Genomic DNA, 16610 nt, shown 5'->3' with positions numbered 1-16610 from the left:
GGCCCCGCGGATCGTCGGCCCTACGCCGCGTCAGCTACCACCCGACGATCCGGCTCGATCAGGCGCCCTCGTCGAGCCAGGCCTGGAGCCGTTCCCGCGACCGGAGCGCGGCGGTCGACGGGGCACGGCGCCACGACGCGGCGCTGGCCCAGGGCAGCAGGGTCCGCGATCCGTCGGGGTGGTGCACGACCAGCTCGTGCAGGTGCACGAACGGCAGGAACATCCTGGACTCGATCTCGACCTGCCCCTGCGCACGGACCACGACCGCGCGCGCCCCGGCCGCCTGGTACCTGACCTTCCCGCCCCGGACGTACGCCCCCGAGAACGGCAGGGTGACCAGCCGCCACACACCGAGGGACACGAGCGCCGCAGCGATCACCAGCCCCGGCGACGGCACACCGGCGCCCCTGCCGACGAGGAGTCCGACGGCCACGAGTACGCCTCCCAGCACGGTTCCCCGACCGATCGCCGCCCACGACCTCATCCGGCGCGAGTCAGCGGGCGGGGTGGAGACCTCCGCGCCGTCCGGGGGGGTGGCGACCTGCGACCGATCGCGCAGTTCCGACCCCAGGACCGTCGTCGCGGCCATGAATCGATAGGTCGGACGGAGGGGCTCGACCTGGATCCCGAGCCCGGTGAGCAGGGCGACCAGCTCGTCCATCGTGCGACGCCGCGACACGGTGAACTTGCAGCGATCACCCGCCCGGTTGACCAGGCCCAGGCGACGTCCGCGAGCGCGCACCTCGACCACGTCCGACCACGGCTCGGACCACAGGGTCCCGCTCGGCACCCAGTCCTCTCGCCCGACCTCCCGCGCGAAGCCCCGACCCAGCACCCGCGCGAGGACGTGCCGCGGCTCGACGACGACCCCGTCCGCTGTGGCACGGAGCACGGCCTGCGGGATGGACAACGTCAGCACGACGTCGGAGACCCGCGCATACGTCCCGCCGTGCAGGGTCAGCTCTGCGGTACCGAGGCCTGGGCGTGTCATCGTGCATCGCCGCGAGCCGAGGCGCGCCGCGGGTGGAGTGCACTCCGGACCAGGTCGTGGCAGGCAGCCATCAAGAACCACAGCCCGAGCACGACGAGCGGCACGGCCACGAGCGCGTCGCCCTCCTCCTGGGCCAGCCACGCGCTCCCCGCGAGCGCGAGGACACCGAGCAGCGCGTCCCGCGCGGTGTCGGCCCGGGACCGCGACCTGGCGGACGTCCGCCCGCGTCGCCCGAGCAGCGGCGGGAACGCTCGCAACCGATCGAGACCCGGGTGCATCCGCCGCAGCAGGAAGCGCCTCGACGGGTACACCTCCTCGAAGGGCACGCCGAGCTCGTGCAGACGCGCCCTCAGCCGCATGGCCTGCCGCCCGGACCGCAGCGTGAACCGGCATGCACCCGACGTCCCCGCGACCACACCGAACGCCCGACCGCTGCACGCGACCGTGGGCGCCTCGGCCCACGGTGCCGACCACAGCTCCCACCGGTCCAGCGGCACCGGCACCCCCCGCTCGCGGGCAAGGGCACCGGTGAGCCAGGTCATCGCCCTGTAGCGCACCGACACCCGGACACCGTCGTCGGACAAGGTCAGCACCGCCAGCGACTTCGAGAGGGCGTAGTCGTGGTCGTCGACGCTGAACCAGGTCCCGCCGACGAACCGCTCGTCAGTGCTCAAGGACGGCTCGCACGTGACGCAGGGCGTAGGCCCGGCACCGGATCTCGACGACCTCGTCGCCGTCGACGCACTCGGCGACCGCCCACGCGCCATCAGCCCGGCTGCGCACGAAGCGCAACCCGCCCAACGGCACCGGGTACTCGATCCCTCCCGGCGCGTTCAGCCAGGACAGACGTCGGCCGTCGATCCGGAGCATGCCCCCGGGCGGATGGCAGTAGCGAAGGCGACCCACGATCGAGCCTTCGAGCTCGAGCACGTCGCCCCGTTCGGCGGCCCTGCCCAGACGCCGGGCGCGGACGAGCTCGTACAGCACGCCCGCGCAGGTCGAGGCCGCCACGCCGGCGGCCGTCATGACGAGCCAGCTCACGCGATCACCGCCAGCACGACCGACGAGGCGAACAGCAGGAGCCAGACCACGGCAGAACGCCGCTGGAACCTCGGGCGCGACACCTGGTGCGCGCGCTGAGGGGCCGCGTCCGGGTCGCCCGGCGCTGCCGAGGGCCGGTACACGAGGAACGGCACGGCCCCGGCGACCGCCACCAGGGCCAGCCCCAGGCGAACGGGATCCGATCCCGGCGCGAGCAGCCGCCCCAGCGCGAGCATCAGGACCCCACTCAGGACGAGCATGCCGCGCACCCTGAGACCGCGGACGGTCGCAGGCCGGGCGTCGATCTCGAAGTTCCAGCCGCTGTGATTGCGCAGGCTCACGACCGCCGCGACCAGCGGGAGGACCGCCATCGACTGCAGCACCTGACCCATGCCGTCCGACCTCTCCATCATCGCCACCCTGCTGCGCCTCCCTGCCGCTCGACCGGCGGGGGCGGCGTCGAGCGCGACCGCTTGTGCCAGGGGTGCTCACGCAACGAGATCCCGGCCCGACGCTGCTCGTCCTCGGTGAGCGCGACGCCGAGGCATTCGCTGTCCCAGACCTCGAGGACGAGATCGACCGGGCCCGTGAGGCCGATCTCGAGGCCAGCGGTGAACGGCCCGTACCCGAGCAGGTGCTCGACGTCCTTCGGCCCCCGCGACATCACGATGCCAGCGCCGCCGTTCTTCGACGGCACGGCCAGCAGGGCGTCGAGGGCACGGCGCCCGGGCTCGTCGAGAGGCTCGCTGCCGTAGGCGTCGATCAGCAGGTACGCCGGGGCGAAGGTCGCGACGACCGCCGCGATCGTCCGGCGCGTCGCCTCGAGCCCGAGGTCGGCGATCTCCGCGTACGCCCACTCGCAGCTACCGCGCTTCACGGCGTCACGCTACCGAGCCGCGCCCGCCTGGCGAGGCACAACGGGGAAGGTTCGCCACAGCGAGCATCGTCCACACCCGGGAGGCTCTCAGCGGGTGATGACGTCACGGGGAGATCGCCGTCTTCTCAGTCGGCCGACGGGCAGGAAGGTCAGGGTCGCGAACCACCACGTCCCCTCGACGAGCTCGACGTCGACCGCGTGGCCCCACAGCGACTCCGTCAGCTCGCCCAGGGCACCCCCGCGCATGGCGACGAGTCGGACGCCGGGACCGTCCTGACGAACCAGGACGACACTGCGATCGGCCACGAAGACCCGGCCCAGCTCGGCCCACGTGGCCGACCACACCGGGTTCGAGCCGGGAAGCACCCGTCCGGACAGGCCCGCCCGCGAGAGGAACCTGACCAGCGACACGACCCCCTGCGAACCGAGCCGGACCTCCACGCCCCACGAGGCCACGTGCAGCCGCGCGAACTGCGCCGTCACGTCCGCCTGGTGTCGGCCACGGAAGAAGAAGGTGGCCCCGACGGCGGGATCGATCAAGGACGCCCCCATCAGCGTCGAGCGCCGGCCGCGAGCATCAGCACCGCCCTCACGACCTGTGCGACCAGACGCGCGGGAGGCGAAGGTCGCGGCCGGCCGAGTCCTTCGCACGGACGAGCACGAGGAGGAGCGCTCCTGAACCGACCGCGGGAACCGCCCAGAGCGGTTCGAGATACGCCAGGACGGCGAAGATCCCGCCGCCGACGAACGAGGCGACGATTCCCCCCGTGACCAGCCGTCGCCTCACCACGCGAGCATCCTCCAGCGGCTCGACGACGGTGTCCACGCAGCCTTCCCTCACGGCGCCCTTGGCACGGCGCTGCCGATGACGTGCGCGAATGCAGCGGCACGCCGTCGCCCGCACCTCGATACTCATCGGGTGCGCACCCATCCTCAGCCCGCGGCTGGAAGCCGTTCGGCATGGCACCTGCTCACGCACCCGCGCGCGATCTGGACGGCACCCTCGCAGCCGCAGCGCGAGGCCGACCTTGGTGCCGTCCTCGCCGGGGGGTCCCGCACGGTGGCCTGCTTCCTGTCCGCTGACTTCGGCCCTTACCCCCGCCGGCTCCGACAGGGCGTCCTCCGCGTCGAGCTGCCGACCGCCGCCTGGAGACCCTTCTGGTCCCTGCGCCGTCAGGACCTCGCGCTCCCTGCCGACCTGGTCGTGGCGGGAGTGCGGGACGCCTCAGCCTCGGACCGGGGGCCCAAGGACTGGCTCTTCCAGGTCGTCGTCGCCCGATGCCCCGAGGGGACGCTCACGATGGCGGTCCCGACCGCGGACGTAGCCATGGTGACCCGATACCTCTCCGCCACCTGAAGGACCCGACGCTCATGGGAGCGTGGCGGAACACGGCGGCGCAGAGGGCTGTCGCCCCGCGTCGCCTCCGGCGGCCCGAACCACACCTGGGCCGGATCACCGGTCACACGCTCAGATCGACGACGTACGTCTGCGCCAGCCGCCCGAGCAGCGCGTGCGGGTGAGGCTCGCCCCAGGGCGTCCAGCCCGCATCCTCGTAGAGGCGCACCGCGGGTCGGTTGTCGAGGAGCACGTGCAGCGCCGCGGACCGGTGCCCGCGCCGCGCGAGGTCGGCGGTGAGAGCGTGCAGCAGGTGTCGGCCCAGCCCGTGTCCCTGGGCGGCCGGGGAGACGGCGAGCAGACCCACGACCGCAGCCTCGGCAGGGTCGCCCGGCAAGCCGCTGCCCGGCGGTGTGGCCAGGGCGAACCCGCGGATCCCACCGGGTCCGTCGTCGGCGACCACCCAGGCCTCGGCGCGGGAGAACTTCGGACGCGCACGCTCGACGACACCGTCGACGGCCGCGCCCTCCCGGGCGGTGAACGCGTCGAGCCACAGCGCGACGCAGGCAGTCAGGTCGGCGGCCTCGCCGGCGCGCAGCACGGGCGTCGACCGCTCGGACGAGCGTGCCGGGGTGGCGCCCCGGTCAGCTGCCGGCACGGTCCTCGACGCCGTTCACAGCACGGCGCGCGCGCACCCGGAACCCCCACCAGATGCCGCCGCCGACCGCCATGCCCGTGCCGAGCAGGCCGATGAGGACGGCGGCGAACACGCCCAGGATCGAGCCGAAGATGCCCGCGAAGAACGGGGCGAACGCCTGGTCGGGGGCGAGCAGGACCCGGGCGTGGTCGACGTCGGCGGACGGGACCGCCAGGACGTAGGTGCCGTCCTCGGGTGCGGTGAAGGCGGCGACGCTGCGCGCGGTCACGTCGCCCATCGTCGAGGTGGAGTCGACGCCCGGGGTGCCGTCGGCGACGACCGTCTCGCCCGACGGCGCCAGGAGGTGCACGTCGCCGACCAGGTCGCCCAGCCCGCCCGCCGTCGCCGGTTCGACGAGGTGCACGGCGTAACGCTCCCCCGCCACCAGGTCGACGGTCGTGGTGCCCGGGGCGTCGACCTCGGCGATGACCGAGGACCCCGGCTCGCCGCTGAAGGTGAGCACGCCGGAGCCCGCCGTGCGGAACAGCAGCACCGCGGTGCCCGCGCCGATGGCGAGCGCGATCAGGATCAGCACCGCACCCGACACGGTGAGCCACACGGGTCCGGTCAGCGAGGTCTTGCGCACGGCCACGGGCTGCGGGTTCACCATGACGCGCACAGTAGCGCTCGCGCAGGTCAGGACCCCAGGCCCCGGAGCTTGTGCTCGAGCAGGGCTCGCTCCCGGGTGTTCCCGCACAGCTCGACCGCGCGCGTGAGCTCGGTCCGCGCCTCCTCGGTCCGGCCGAGGCGTGCCAGCAGCTCACCGCGCACGCTCGGAAGCAGGTGGGAGCCCGCCAGCAGTGCGGAGCCGACAAGCTCGTCGACGAGGGCGAGCGCCGCTGCCGGACCCTGGGCCATCGAGACGGCCACGGCCCGGTTCAGCTCGACGACGGGCGAGGGTGCGAGCCGCCCGAGGGCCTCGTAGAGCAGGACGACCCGTTCCCAGTCGGTGGCCTCGACGGTCGGCGCGACCGCGTGGCACTCGGCGATGGCGGCCTGCAGCCCGTAGGCGCCGAGCCCGCACCCGACCCGTCCGGCCTGCACGAGGGCGGCCCGTCCGCGGCGGATCGCGTCGCGGTCCCAGCGGCGGCGGTCCTGGTCGGCGAGCAGCACGGGTGCGCCGTCGGGGCCGGTGCGGGCCGGGAACCGGGCGGCGGTCAGCTCGAGCAGGGCGAGCAGGCCGAGCACCTCGGGCTCGTCGGGCACCAGGTGGGCGAGCACGCGCGCCTGGCGGACGGCCTCGTGGGCGAGGTCGGGCCGGAGGAGGTCGTCGCCGGAGGTCGCGGTCGATCCCTCGGTGAAGGTCACGTAGACGACGCTCAGCACGGATCCGAGTCGCTCGTGCCAGGCCTCGCGCGGCGGCACCTCGAACGGCACCCGGGCGGCCTGCAGGGTCTTCTTGGCCCGGGTGATGCGGGCCTGCACGGTCGCGGTGGGCACCAGGAACGCGCGGGCGATCTCGTCGCTGGTCAGGCCGCCGACGACCCGCAGGGTCAGGGCCACGCGGGCCTCGGGCGAGAGCACGGGGTGGCAGGCGGTGAACATGAGCGCGAGGACGTCGTCGTCGATCCGGTCGGGGTCCCACAGCAGGTCGCCCGTGTCGACCGGCGCCGCCGCGCCCGTCGCGGCACCGCCCTCGTCCAGGTCGTGGGCGAGGGCGGTGTACCGCGCGTCGAGCGCCGAACGGCGGCGGAACGCGTCGATGGCGCGCCGCCGACCGACGGTCAGCAGCCAGCCGGCCGGGTTGTGGGGCACGCCGTCGCGCGGCCAGGTGACCAGGGCCTCGGCGAGCGCCTCCTGCGCGACGTCCTCGGCCAGCGCGAGGTCGCCGGTGTAGCGGGCGAGGCCGCCGACGATGCGGGCGGACTCCATCCGCCACACCGTGCCGACGGCCTCGCGCGCCTGGTTCACAGCTGGCCGGTGGCCTCGCGCCAGGCCCGCTCCTTCTGGATCCACTCGTTGTCCTGCGGGAACTCCTCGATGCTGGCGATCCGGCGGATCTCGGTCTTGATGCCCGGTCCGCTCATCGGCGCCCGCTTGGCCCACTCGACGGCCTCCTCGATCGAGGCCACGTCGAGGATCCAGAAGCCGCCGAACAGCTCCTTCGCCTCGCCGTAGGGTCCGTCGGTCACCACGGGCGGCTGCGACGTGAAGTCGACGACGACGCCCTTCGACGCGTCGTCGAGCCCCTCGGCGGCCACGAGCACGCCGGCGGTGATGAGCTCGTCGTTGTACCGGCCCATGGCGTCGAGCACCTCGGCGAAGTCGATGTCCTGGAACTCCTGGAGCGCCTCGTCGCCTGCGCGCATGATCAGCATGTACTTCACGGTCGTCTCCCCTTCGTCACCGGTCCGTTCGCTCGGACCCTCTCACCCCTGGGTCGAACGCGGGAGCCGTGGATCGACACGACACGGCGGGGAGCAAGGCGCGCGGCACGGGTGGCAGGGACCACTCCCCCCGTGGCGACGTCATCCGCACGGACCACACCGTGTGGGGCCCACGGATGACATCGGCACCGGCCGACGGCCGCCAGGGACGGATGCGCAGGTCAGAGCCCTGACGGCAGGCTCGGGTGCATGAGCGTGAAGCAGAAGGACAACCCTGGGACGACCCGGTGGGGCAGGGTGCGGCGGCGGTTGCGGTGGGTGCTCGGCGGGCTGCTGGCCCTCGTCGTGCTCACCGTCGTCGGCGTCAAGGCCACCGACGCGGTGATGACCGCGCGGGAGCGCGACGCGCACGCGGCGCCCGGCGAGCTGGTCGAGGTGGACGGGCACACGATGCACGTCGCGGTGAGCGGGTCCGGTGACACGACCGTCGTGCTGCTGCCGGGCCTCGGTACCGCCGCCCCGGTGCTCGACTTCGAACCGCTGACCCGCGAGCTGTCGACCTGGGCGACCGTCGCGGTCGTCGAGCCGTTCGGCTACGGGTGGAGCGACGCGACGGACGACCCGATGCTGCCGAGCGATGTCGCCGCCGACGTGCAGAAGGCCCTCGACGCCGCCGGGGTCGACGGGCCCGTGGTCATGGCCGCCCACTCCATCGGTGGGCTGTACGCCCAGGCCTTCGCCGACGCGTACCCGGAGCGGACGGTCGCCGTGGTCGGCCTCGATCCGACGATGCCGCGCACCGACGACGTCCTGCCCGCTTCCGAGAAGGAGGAGGACCCGTTCGCCGACCCGATCCCGGCCTCGATCGAGCTGCTGGCCCGCGGCGGCTGGGTCCGGGTCATGCAGGCGATCGGCGGCGACGACCCGCAGATGTTCAGCGGCGCGACGCAGGCCCAGGGGTACAGCGAGGAGAACCTCGCCCTGCAGACCACGGTCTCGAACTGGTCGGCGGTCAGCAGCAACGTCGTCTGGCAGGCCGCACACCTGGAGGAGGCGGTCGACGAGGTGCGCGACCTGACGTTCTCGCCGGACGTCCCGGTGCTCGTGTTCACGGCGGACCCCGCCGGCGAGCGCCCGGCGTGGCGGGACGCGGCGTCCACCGACTACCTGCGCGGGTCGGGCTGCGCGCGCGACGTCCCGCTGGTCGGTGAGCACTACGTGCACCACGAGCACGCTGCGGAGATCTCCGCCCAGATCGAGTCGTTCCTCGCGGAGTGCCTGGGCTAGCGGTCAGCCGCGCGGGAGCGTGAGGATCTCGGCCCCGTCGTCCGTGATGGCGATGGTGTGCTCGCTGTGCGCGGTCCGGCAGCCGGTGGCGGAGCGCAGGGTCCAGCCGTCGGCGTCGGTGACGAGCGTGTCGGTGTCGACCATGACCCACGGCTCCAGCGCGAGCAGCAGGCCCGGTCGCAGCGTGTAGCCGCGGCCGGGCCTGCCGGTGTTCGACACGTGCGGGTCCTGGTGCATGGTCGAGCCGATGCCGTGGCCGCCGAACTCGGTGTTGATCGGGTAGCCGGCCGCGCTGAGCACCGTGCCGATGGCGTGCGAGAGGTCGCCGATGCGCGCCCCGGGGCCGGCCGCGGCGATCCCCGCCTGCAGCGCGCGCTCGGTCGCGTCGATCAGCGCGACGCTCTCGGCAGGTCGGGAGGCGCCGACGACGAAGCTGATCGCCGAGTCGGCGGCGATCCCGTCGAGCGAGACGGCCAGGTCGAGGGTCAGCAGGTCGCCGTCGGCCAGCCGGTAGTCGTGCGGCAGGCCGTGCAGCACGGCGTCGTTGACGGACGTGCAGATGTAGTGCCCGAACGGGCCGCGGCCGAAGCTCGGCGCGTAGTCGACGTAGCAGGACTGCGCGCCGGCCCCGACGATCAGCTCGTGCGTCCAGCGGTCGATCTCGAGCAGGTTCGTGCCGACCGCGGTGCGGCTCTTCAGGGTCTGCAGGATGCCGCCGAGCAGGGCGCCGGTCGCCCGGGCCCGGTCCAGCTCGGCGGGGTTGAGGATCTCGATCATGCGGCCATCCTCTCCCGGCCGCTGCGCACGCCTGGAGCCGGCAGCCCTAGATCAGCGCGCGGCGCTCCACCTGCTCGAACGTCGCCGTCGCGTCGGCGCGGTGCTCCCACAGGCACACCTCGCCCGCGGCCAGCGTGGCCCGCACGTCGACGATCCGCTGGTTGCTCGACCCCCGGAACTGCAGGCCCGGGTCACGCAGCTCCTGCCGGAACCGGCCGTCGACGAGCACGTCGACCTCGGCCAGCAGCGCCCGCTTGTCCTCGCTGTCGGCCAGCAGCTCCTCGACCGTGTAGCCGGTCCAGGCCCACACGTCCTTGGCCTGCCCGTGCTCGCGGCGCAGACGCTGCACCAGGCGCAGGCACACGCCCGTGTTGAGGAACGGCTCACCGCCGAGCAGGGTCAGACCCTGCACGTACGGCTGGGCCAGGTCCGCCAGGATCGTGTCCTCGAGCTCGTCCGTGTACGGGCGGCCGTAGCGGAAGCTCCACGTGGCCTCGTTGAAGCAGCCCTCGCACGCGAACAGGCAGCCGGAGACGTACAGGCTGCACCGCACGCCCTCGCCGTCGACGAACTGGAACGGCTTGTAGTCGCCGACGTGGTCCTGGCTGACCTTCGCCGACAGCCACTCCCCGGGCTGCGGGTCGCGCACGTCAGGCCTCGACGGGCACGTCGGGCGACGGGACGAAGCCGACCGAGCCCTCCATGTGCTTGACGCGCGAGGAGATCTCCACGTGCCGGCCGTGCACCATCGGGCGGGCCTGCGGGTTGCCCAGGTAGCCGCACGTGCGCTTGACGACGTCGCAGGTCAGCGGGTCGGCGTTGCCGCACTCGGGGCACTCGAACCCGCGGGCCGTCGCGTCGAAGTCACCGAGGTAGCCGCACGCGTAGCAGCGGTCGATCGGCGTGTTCGTGCCCAGGTAGCCGACCCGGTCGTAGGCGTAGTCCCAGACCGCCTCGAGCGCCTTCGGGTTCTGCTGCAGCACGGGGTACTCGCAGTAGTGGATGAACCCGCCCGAGGCGTACGCCGGGTAGTCCATCTCGAAGTCGAGCTTCTCGAACGGCGTCGGGCTCTTGCGCACGTCGTAGTGGAAGGAGTTCGTGTAGTAGTCCTTGTCGGTGATGTCCGGCACCGAGCCGAACTTCTCCTTGTCGAGCCGGCAGAACCGGTCCGTGAGGGACTCGCTGGGCGTGGAGTAGACGCTGAACTGGTAGCGGTGCTCGCGCGTCCACGCCTTCGTGTGGTCGTGCAGGTGCTTGAGGATGTCGAGCGTGAAGGCCTTGGCCTCCGGGTCGCCCTCCCACTGCCCGCCGAAGAACGCCGCGGCGACCTCGTACAGGCCGATGTACCCGAGGGACACGGTCGCGCGGCCGTCCTTGAACAGCGCGTCGACCGGGTCGCCGGCGGTCAGCCGCTGACCGAACGCGCCGTACACGTAGAGGATCGGCGCGTTGGCGGGCGTGGCCTCCTTGCAGCGCTGGATGCGGAACAGCAGCGCGTCACGGGCGGTGCTCAGGCGCTCGTCGAGGATCGCCCAGAACCGCTCGGTGCTGCCCTGCGCCTCGAGGGCGATGCGCGGAAGGTTGAGCGTGACGACGCCCAGGTTCATCCGGCCCTCGGCGACGTCGTCGCCGTTCTCGTCGCGCCAGCCCTGCAGGAACGAGCGGCAGCCCATCGGCACCTTGAACGACCCGGTCAGCTCGACGATCTTGTCGTAGTTGAGGATGTCCGGGTACATGCGCTTGGTGGAGCACTCGATCGCGAGCTGCTTGATGTCGTAGTTCGGGTCCTCGGGGTCGAGGTTCAGCCCGCGCTTCAACGTGAAGATCAGCTTGGGGAAGATCGCGGTGCGCTTCTCCGAGCCGAGGCCGTCGATGCGGATGCGCAGGATCGCCTTCTGGATCTCGCGCTCGAACCAGCTGGTGCCCAGGCCGAAGCCGAGCGACGTGAACGGCGTCTGCCCGTTCGAGGTGAACAGCGTGTTGATCTCGTACTCGAGCGACTGCATCGCGTCGTAGATGTCCTTGCTGGTGCGCTCCTCGGCGTACGCACGGTGCTGGGACTCGTCGGCGATCCACCGGGCGGCCTCGGCCAGGTGCTTGTCGAAGTTGCGCATCGCGTAGGGCGCGAGCAGCTCGTCGATGCGGTTGGCGGAGCAGCCGCCGTACTGGCTGGAGGAGACGTTCGCGATGATCTGCGAGATCTGCGCGGTGGCCGTCCCGATGGAACGCGGCGGCTCGACCTCGGCGTTGCCGATCCGGAACCCGCGGCTGAGCATCGTCTGGAAGTCGATGAGGCAGCAGTTCGTCATCGGTGCGTAGGGGTGGTAGTCGAGGTCGTGGTAGTGCAGGTCGCCCTTCTGGTGGGCGTTCGCGACGTGCGGCGGGAGCATCTTCAGGCCGATCGCCTTGCCGACCGCGCCGGCGGTCAGGTCGCGCTGGGTGTTGAAGACGTCGGAGTCCTTGTTGGCGTTCTCGTTGACGACCGACTCGTCCTTGCCGATCAGCTTGCCGATCGAGTGGTTGATGTCGGTGGCCTTGCTGCGCGCGAAGTCCCGCTGGATGCGGTAGCTCATGTACGCCTCGGCGACCGCGTACTCGTGGCTCTCCAGCAGGGCGTGCTCGACGACGTTCTGGATCTCGTAGATCTTCACGTCGACGGGGAAGCGCTCGGCGATCTCGCGGTCGATGCGCTGCACGAGGTCGCGCAGGGTGCGGTGCGTGACGGGGGTCGTCTCGCCGTGCACCTCGACGAAGGCCTTGGTGAGGGCCGCGTAGATGCGCTCGTCGTCGAACGGCAGACGCCGGCCGTCACGCTTGGCGACCGTCACCGTCCGCACGGTCGTCGGGGGCGTCGTCGGACCCGTCGTCGTCGTCTCGTCGGTCCCCGTCAGCAGCGTCACGCGTACGTCTCCCCCTGTTGCCCGCCACGGCCTTGAGGGGCGTGCAACAACTAGATCTAGGTGTTCAAGTGCGTGCGCAACGCTAGATCTAGTGGCCTGGCGACCCTGGGCCCTTGGTCCCACCGAGCGCCCGACGCGCGCACGACACGCGGCACGACGGCCCAAGTTCCGCCCGCGGGTTCCGGCGTGTCGCACGCAGGCACGTCGGGTGCCGGAGGCCGCCCGGCGACTCCGGCGTGCGACGACAGCGGAACGCCCGAGGCACATTCAAGCATTTCTCAATATGCTGTAGCCACGACGATCGAGAGGACAGGCTTGTGGCGCACTGGGAGCGGGTCAGCGTCCCCCCGGACTCCCGAGGGGTCAACCGTCGTGAGCGGCAAGGCGGCTCCTACCTGCGCTACCACCCCGACCTGCTCCCCGCCGCCGCGCGACAGATGAGCGCAGAGGTGAACGAGCTCGTCGTCGACGCGAGCGCACGGGTCGCGGCGCTCGGTCAGCGCCTGCGGGACCGACCGCTCCGGCTGCTGTACGCCACGCTGCTGCGGTCCGAGAGCATCGCGTCGTCCTGGATCGAGGGGCTGCGCGACACCCCGCGGAACGTCATGGCCGCACGCGTCGACGACGTCGACGGGGCGAGCGGTACCTCGCGTGAGGTCGTGCGCAACCTCGACGCCATGGAGCAGCGCGTCGATGCCCTGGTGAAACCGGCGTGGACCCACCAGGACGTGCACGCCGTGCACGAGTCGCTGCTCGCGCACCGCAGTGACGGCCGCTACCGCAACCGCCAGGTGTACATCGGCGGCTCGTCGCCCCTCACCGCGCAGTACCTCGCACCCCCCGAGGATGAGGTCGTCGGCTATATGGACGACCTGCTGCGATTCGTGAACACGGCCGGTGATCCGCCGCTGGTCAAGGCCGCCCTGGTGCACGCCCAGTTCGAGACGATCCACCCCTACGAGGACGGCAACGGGCGCACCGGCCGGGTGCTGTTCCACGGGGTGCTGGCCCGAGCGGGCACCGTCGACCAGGGTGTCCTGCCGCTCTCGCTCGTGCTGCGAGACGACGTCGAGGGCTACGTGCGGGCGCTCACCGCATTCCGCCACGACGGGCGCGAGCCCGAGGCCGCAACCGAGGCCTTCCTCACGTTCTTCATGGACGCGGTGCTGCGCGCCGCCGACCTGGCCGACGAGACGATCGACGAGGTCGTGCGCATCACCGAGCACTGGCGCCCATACGTCGCCCGGCTGCGCACTGACTCCAAGGTGCACGACGTGCTGGACCTGCTGACGGAGCAGCCCGTGCTCACCCGTGGCTACATCAGCCAGCATCTGGGCGTCACGGCGCAGACGGCGATCAAGGCGCTGGCCGAGCTGGAGAAGGTCGGCATCGTCCAGCGGGCCGGCGGCCGGTACCGCCGCCAGCAGGTCTTCCAGGCGGGTGAGGTGCTCGCCCTCATGGACAGGTACGTGCCCGGCCCGCCCACCGTCCACGTGCCCCCTCCTCCCGTGGAGGTACCTGTCCGTCGGTACGGCGGCCCGCGGTGCGGGCACCAGCTGCCGCGCAAGGGCGTGCCGTGCACGCTCCCCGTCGGGCACCCCGGACCTCACCGGGCCGTCTGAGCCGTCAGCGGTGCGGGTCGGGCAGCCGCCAGACGGCGTTCCTGTCGCCGTCGCGACCCGCCGCGAGCGCCGGGCGGACCGGGTCGCGGCGCGCCCGGTAGTCGTTGACCGCGAGGGCACGGGAGATCGCGCCCAGCTGGGCGGTGTCGTCGAGCGCGCAAAGGTCCCAGGTGGTCGGGGCGTCGTGGTCGACCACGGTGCCGACCAGCGCGATGGTGCCGCCGGGTTCGCGGACGAGCTCGAGGACGCGCAGCTGCTGCGGCCAGTCGACGAGCGAAGCCGTGGTGATCTCCCAGAGGCCTTCGCCGCGTTCGCCGCGCGGGCCGGGTGCGGTGTGCCGCAGGGCGCTGTGGGCGTGCACGTGGCCGGCGCACCAGGCGACGACCCCGGGGTGCCGCAGCAGGAGGGCCAGCACGGCCTCGGCACCGTGGCGGGCGGGGGCACCGTCGGGCGCGTACAGGTTGGTGAGGGTCCACGACGGGTGGTGCGAGGTGACGATCACGTACCGCCCGCGCGCGGCGGTCAGCTGCTCGTCGAGCCAGGTCAGCTGGGCGTCGTCGACGGACCCCTGCCAGCCGCCGTGCGGGTTGACGGTGTCGAGCGCGATGACACGGACCTCGCCGACGTCACGGGCCCACGCGTCGCCGTGCCGGGCGACGACGGCACCGGCGCGCGGGTCGTCGTCGCGGGGGTCGCGCAGGCGGGCGGTGAACTCGCCGTCCTCGACGAACACGCGGTCCGGGTCGGCGGGGACGGGCACCGTCGGGGAGTCGGGGGTGTCGGTGTACCGGGCCGGGCCGAGCGGGGCGACGGCCTCGAGCACGACAAGCGGCGTCTGCCCGGGGGCAAGGTCGACCACGCGGGCGGCACCCGTGGCGCGGGCTCGGAGGGCCTCGTCGGGGGCGACGGTGCCCTGCAGCAGCGCGTCGTGGTTGCCGTGCACGGTGTGCCAGGGCAGCGGCGACCCGGGCGAGACGAGGTCGGCGCGCGCCGCCTCGACCAGCCCGGGGACCCGGGGGTAGCCGAACAGGGCGGTGGGCCGGTCGGTGGGCTCCCCCGCCGGGGCGCCGTCGGGGTGCCAGACGTGCGTCGACCAGTGGCCTGCGGTCAGGGCACCGACCCAGCTGCTGCGCCGCTCGTCGCCGCTGCGCGGGGACACCGTCCAGCCCGACATGAGCGCGTCGTACCAGGTCAGCTCGTTGCGTTGGGCGTTGTCGGTGACGTCGCCGGTGACCAGCACCGCGTCGAGCGGGCGGCCGGTGACGGGGGCACGGTCCACGCGGTGCAGTGCGTGCAGGGCGCGGGCGGCGACCTGCACGGTGAGGATCTCCTGCGGGCGGTACGTGCCGATGATCCCGAGCCGACCGGCGTACGGCGCGCCGGGGTCGCCGTGGTGGTCCAGGTGCTCCTGGCGGGCGGGCGACTCGGCGTCGCACAGGTGCAGGTCGGACAGGTGGGCGAACGCGGCGAGCGTGCGGCCCTGCGGGTGCGGTGGGGCACCGACGTACGGGTCGCCGTGCGTGGCGACGACCGGGGCCCAGCCGCCCTCGCCGGGCTCACCACGGACCAGTCGGCGCTCGACGGTCGTCGCGCCCGGGGTCTGGGCCGCAGCCGCACCCCGCTCGGTGGAGGACCCGCTCACTGGAGCACCACCGCGCCCGCGCCGTCGCGCACCCACAGCTCGACGGCGTCGCCGATGGCCAGGTCGGCCGCGTCGTCACCGAGCAGGTCGGCCAGCACCGGACCCTCCGCTGGGTGATCGACCCGCACCCGGGTCACCGCGCCGAGGAAGCTGACGCCGGAGACCCGCGCCACCTGGTCGCCGGCACCGCCAGCCCCTTCGCCAGGACCGCTGCCAACCCCGCCAGTGCCGGCGACGTCGCGCAGCGGCACGACACGGACCTGCTCGGGGCGGACGACCGCCCGCACGGGTCCGGCCTCGTGCTCGTCGCCCTTCGCCTGCACCGGCCGACCGAGCACGTGCCAGCGGCCGTCCTCCGCGCGGCGGGCGCCCAACCGGTTGACCGTGCCGACGAACCCGGCGACGAACGGCGAGGCCGGCTCGCGGTACAGGGTGCGCGGGGTGTCGATCTGCTCGAGCACGCCGTCGCGCATCACGGCGACCCGGTCGGCGACGGCCATCGCCTCGCCCTGGTCGTGCGTGACCAGCACGGTCGTGACGCCGACCTCGAGCTGCAGGCGCCGGATCTCGTCACGCAGGTGCTCACGGACCTGCGCGTCCAGGGCGGACAGCGGCTCGTCGAGCAGCAGCAGGCGCGGCTGGGTGGCGATCGCCCGGGCCAGGGCGACGCGTTGCTTCTGCCCGCCGGACATCTGGTGCGGGTACTTGTCGGCGTGCGCCTCGAGCCGGGTGGTGGCCAGCAGCCGGTCGACTGTCTCGGTGACCTCGGCCCGGCCGGCGCCGCGCACCTTGAGGCCGAACGCCACGTTGTCGCGCGCGCTCAGGTTCGGGAACAGCGAGTAGTCCTGGAACACCATGCCGAACCCGCGGCGGCGCGGGGGCACGCGCGTGACGTCCTCGCCGTCGACGAGGATCTGGCCGGCATCGGCCTGCTCGAACCCGGCCAGCAGGCGCAGCGCGGTGGTCTTGCCGCAGCCGGACGGTCCGAGCAGGCAGACGAGCTCGCCGGAGCGGACGGACAGGTCGAGCGAGGCGAGGGCGACGGTGCTGCCGAACGTCTTGCGGACGCCGGTCATCTCGATCGTGGCCATGGTGTGTCTCCGAGGGGGTCAG

At 72.8% G+C, this 16610-nt stretch carries 19 protein-coding genes; 3 read left to right on the top strand and 16 right to left on the bottom strand.

What is annotated here, in order from left to right; translation table 11 throughout:
* Positions 1-58: 58 nt before the first annotated feature.
* The 7 genes from BKA22_RS08450 to BKA22_RS08420 form a co-directional block, all read right to left on the bottom strand.
* Positions 59-991: a hypothetical protein gene (locus tag BKA22_RS08450; RefSeq protein WP_146953318.1), complete on the bottom strand. Its 933-nt coding sequence runs from the start codon at positions 989-991 to the stop codon at positions 59-61.
* Complete coding sequence (locus BKA22_RS08445) at positions 988-1665, bottom strand: hypothetical protein (RefSeq protein WP_146953319.1); 678 nt, start codon at positions 1663-1665, stop codon at positions 988-990. Before BKA22_RS08445 ends, BKA22_RS08450 begins: the two co-directional genes overlap by 4 nt.
* Positions 1655-2032 (bottom strand): hypothetical protein, encoded by a 378-nt coding sequence (locus tag BKA22_RS08440; RefSeq protein WP_146953320.1) that lies wholly within the window; start codon positions 2030-2032, stop codon positions 1655-1657. The genes BKA22_RS08445 and BKA22_RS08440 overlap by 11 nt, the downstream gene beginning before the upstream one ends.
* Positions 2029-2442 carry a hypothetical protein gene (locus BKA22_RS08435; protein ID WP_146953321.1) on the bottom strand — a complete coding sequence of 138 codons (414 nt, stop codon included), beginning with the start codon at positions 2440-2442 and terminating at the stop codon, positions 2029-2031. The genes BKA22_RS08440 and BKA22_RS08435 overlap by 4 nt, the downstream gene beginning before the upstream one ends.
* On the bottom strand, positions 2442-2909 hold the full coding sequence (locus BKA22_RS08430) for a hypothetical protein (protein WP_146953322.1): 468 nt from the start codon (positions 2907-2909) through the stop codon (positions 2442-2444). The genes BKA22_RS08435 and BKA22_RS08430 overlap by 1 nt, the downstream gene beginning before the upstream one ends.
* 87 nt (positions 2910-2996) lie before the next feature.
* Entirely contained in the window at positions 2997-3449 is a 453-nt protein-coding gene (locus BKA22_RS08425; protein ID WP_146953323.1) for a hypothetical protein, read from the bottom strand.
* Positions 3450-3498: 49 nt separating this feature from the next.
* Positions 3499-3825 carry a hypothetical protein gene (locus BKA22_RS08420; protein ID WP_146953324.1) on the bottom strand — a complete coding sequence of 109 codons (327 nt, stop codon included), beginning with the start codon at positions 3823-3825 and terminating at the stop codon, positions 3499-3501.
* A gap of 3 nt (positions 3826-3828) precedes the next feature.
* Here BKA22_RS08420 and BKA22_RS08415 point away from each other — a divergent pair, with 3 nt between their 5' ends.
* Positions 3829-4266 (top strand): hypothetical protein, encoded by a 438-nt coding sequence (locus BKA22_RS08415; RefSeq protein WP_146953325.1) that lies wholly within the window; start codon positions 3829-3831, stop codon positions 4264-4266.
* 103 nt (positions 4267-4369) lie between these two features.
* On the opposite strand, the gene BKA22_RS08410 is transcribed toward BKA22_RS08415, so the two are convergent.
* The 4 genes from BKA22_RS08410 to BKA22_RS08395 are packed head-to-tail and all read right to left on the bottom strand — an operon-like array spanning position 4370 to position 7269.
* Positions 4370-4903, bottom strand: a complete 534-nt coding sequence (locus tag BKA22_RS08410) for a GNAT family N-acetyltransferase (protein ID WP_146953326.1) — start codon at positions 4901-4903, stop codon at positions 4370-4372.
* Entirely contained in the window at positions 4890-5552 is a 663-nt protein-coding gene (locus tag BKA22_RS08405) for a hypothetical protein (protein ID WP_146953327.1), read from the bottom strand. Before BKA22_RS08405 ends, BKA22_RS08410 begins: the two co-directional genes overlap by 14 nt.
* A gap of 26 nt (positions 5553-5578) precedes the next feature.
* On the bottom strand, positions 5579-6814 hold the full coding sequence (locus tag BKA22_RS08400; RefSeq protein ID WP_146953409.1) for an RNA polymerase sigma factor: 1236 nt from the start codon (positions 6812-6814) through the stop codon (positions 5579-5581).
* Positions 6815-6849: 35 nt separating this feature from the next.
* Positions 6850-7269, bottom strand: a complete 420-nt coding sequence (locus tag BKA22_RS08395; RefSeq protein WP_146953328.1) for a YciI family protein — start codon at positions 7267-7269, stop codon at positions 6850-6852.
* A gap of 249 nt (positions 7270-7518) precedes the next feature.
* Between BKA22_RS08395 and BKA22_RS08390 the strand changes: the two genes are divergently transcribed.
* Positions 7519-8556 (top strand): alpha/beta fold hydrolase, encoded by a 1038-nt coding sequence (locus BKA22_RS08390; RefSeq protein ID WP_146953329.1) that lies wholly within the window; start codon positions 7519-7521, stop codon positions 8554-8556.
* Between the two features lie 3 nt (positions 8557-8559).
* Here the strand turns inward: BKA22_RS08390 and map are convergent, their stop codons facing one another.
* Genes map through nrdD form a run of 3 tightly spaced genes read right to left on the bottom strand, consistent with a single transcriptional unit; the run spans position 8560 to position 12233 of the window.
* On the bottom strand, positions 8560-9333 hold the full coding sequence (gene map, locus BKA22_RS08385; RefSeq protein WP_146953330.1) for a type I methionyl aminopeptidase: 774 nt from the start codon (positions 9331-9333) through the stop codon (positions 8560-8562).
* Between the two features lie 46 nt (positions 9334-9379).
* A complete protein-coding gene (nrdG, locus tag BKA22_RS08380; protein WP_146953331.1) occupies positions 9380-9982 on the bottom strand; it encodes an anaerobic ribonucleoside-triphosphate reductase activating protein in 603 nt (200 codons plus the stop codon).
* Position 9983: 1 nt separating this feature from the next.
* Positions 9984-12233: an anaerobic ribonucleoside-triphosphate reductase gene (gene nrdD, locus BKA22_RS08375; RefSeq protein ID WP_223203613.1), complete on the bottom strand. Its 2250-nt coding sequence runs from the start codon at positions 12231-12233 to the stop codon at positions 9984-9986.
* A gap of 317 nt (positions 12234-12550) precedes the next feature.
* Here nrdD and BKA22_RS08370 point away from each other — a divergent pair, with 317 nt between their 5' ends.
* Positions 12551-13855, top strand: coding sequence for a Fic family protein (locus tag BKA22_RS08370; protein ID WP_146953333.1), 1305 nt, complete (start codon positions 12551-12553; stop codon positions 13853-13855).
* A 4-nt stretch (positions 13856-13859) separates the two neighbouring features.
* Here the strand turns inward: BKA22_RS08370 and BKA22_RS08365 are convergent, their stop codons facing one another.
* A complete protein-coding gene (locus tag BKA22_RS08365; protein ID WP_179561700.1) occupies positions 13860-15497 on the bottom strand; it encodes a metallophosphoesterase in 1638 nt (545 codons plus the stop codon).
* Positions 15494-16588 (bottom strand): ABC transporter ATP-binding protein, encoded by a 1095-nt coding sequence (locus tag BKA22_RS08360; protein ID WP_146953335.1) that lies wholly within the window; start codon positions 16586-16588, stop codon positions 15494-15496. The genes BKA22_RS08365 and BKA22_RS08360 overlap by 4 nt, the downstream gene beginning before the upstream one ends.
* Positions 16589-16610 lie beyond the last annotated feature (22 nt).

Source organism: Cellulomonas soli, assembly GCF_013409305.1.
GTDB classification, from domain to species: Bacteria; Actinomycetota; Actinomycetes; order Actinomycetales; family Cellulomonadaceae; genus Cellulomonas; species Cellulomonas soli.
This window is presented reverse-complemented; position numbering and strand designations above follow the sequence as displayed.

Excerpts from the sequence above, each read along its gene's own strand:
- BKA22_RS08420 (WP_146953324.1), bottom strand. The coding sequence starts at position 3,825 with ATGAGTATCGAGGTGCGGGCGACGGCGTGCCGCTGCATTCGCGCACGT.
- BKA22_RS08360 (WP_146953335.1), bottom strand. The coding sequence starts at position 16,588 with ATGGCCACGATCGAGATGACCGGCGTCCGCAAGACGTTCGGCAGCACC.
- BKA22_RS08400 (WP_146953409.1), bottom strand. The coding sequence starts at position 6,814 with ATGGAGTCCGCCCGCATCGTCGGCGGCCTCGCCCGCTACACCGGCGAC.
- BKA22_RS08450 (WP_146953318.1), bottom strand. The coding sequence starts at position 991 with ATGACACGCCCAGGCCTCGGTACCGCAGAGCTGACCCTGCACGGCGGG.
- BKA22_RS08405 (WP_146953327.1), bottom strand. The coding sequence starts at position 5,552 with ATGGTGAACCCGCAGCCCGTGGCCGTGCGCAAGACCTCGCTGACCGGA.
- BKA22_RS08435 (WP_146953321.1), bottom strand. The coding sequence starts at position 2,442 with ATGGAGAGGTCGGACGGCATGGGTCAGGTGCTGCAGTCGATGGCGGTC.
- map (WP_146953330.1), bottom strand. The coding sequence starts at position 9,333 with ATGATCGAGATCCTCAACCCCGCCGAGCTGGACCGGGCCCGGGCGACC.
- BKA22_RS08390 (WP_146953329.1), top strand. The coding sequence starts at position 7,519 with ATGAGCGTGAAGCAGAAGGACAACCCTGGGACGACCCGGTGGGGCAGG.